This is a genomic window from Pseudoalteromonas sp. GABNS16E, assembly GCF_028598715.1.
Lineage (GTDB): Bacteria > Pseudomonadota > Gammaproteobacteria > Enterobacterales > Alteromonadaceae > Pseudoalteromonas > Pseudoalteromonas atlantica.
The window spans coordinates 1-393 of record NZ_JAQREZ010000174.1; the positions used below are offsets into that span (position 1 = coordinate 1).

Genomic DNA, 393 nt, shown 5'->3' on the forward strand with positions numbered 1-393 from the left:
GTGGCAGTACTTCACCTTCGCGCCGTAACAATAGTTCAAGTAAGCTAAACTCTTTATTACTCAATAAAATACGCTTGCCTGCACGTTGTATTTTTCGCTTTGGAATATCCATTTCTAAATCAGCAACTATCAGTATATCGTCAACTGTTTGTACTACACCACGGCGAATAAGAGTGCGTACTCTTGCTAAAACTTCAGCAAAAGCAAAAGGCTTTATTAAATAGTCATCAGCACCAAGTTCGAGCCCCTTTACTCTATCGTCTATACTATCGCGAGCAGATAAAAATAGTACTGGGGTTTTGTTATCTGCTTCACGTAGCGACTGTAAAATTTTCCAACCGGATACGTCAGGTAACATGACATCAAGTATTATTACATCAAATAAGTCGGTCA

General features: G+C 38.9%; 1 protein-coding gene. It reads right to left on the reverse strand.

Annotated features, from left to right (window positions below; genetic code table 11):
• On the reverse strand, positions 1–393 hold a 393-nt coding region (locus PSI06_RS21790), incomplete at both ends, for a response regulator (protein WP_273604837.1).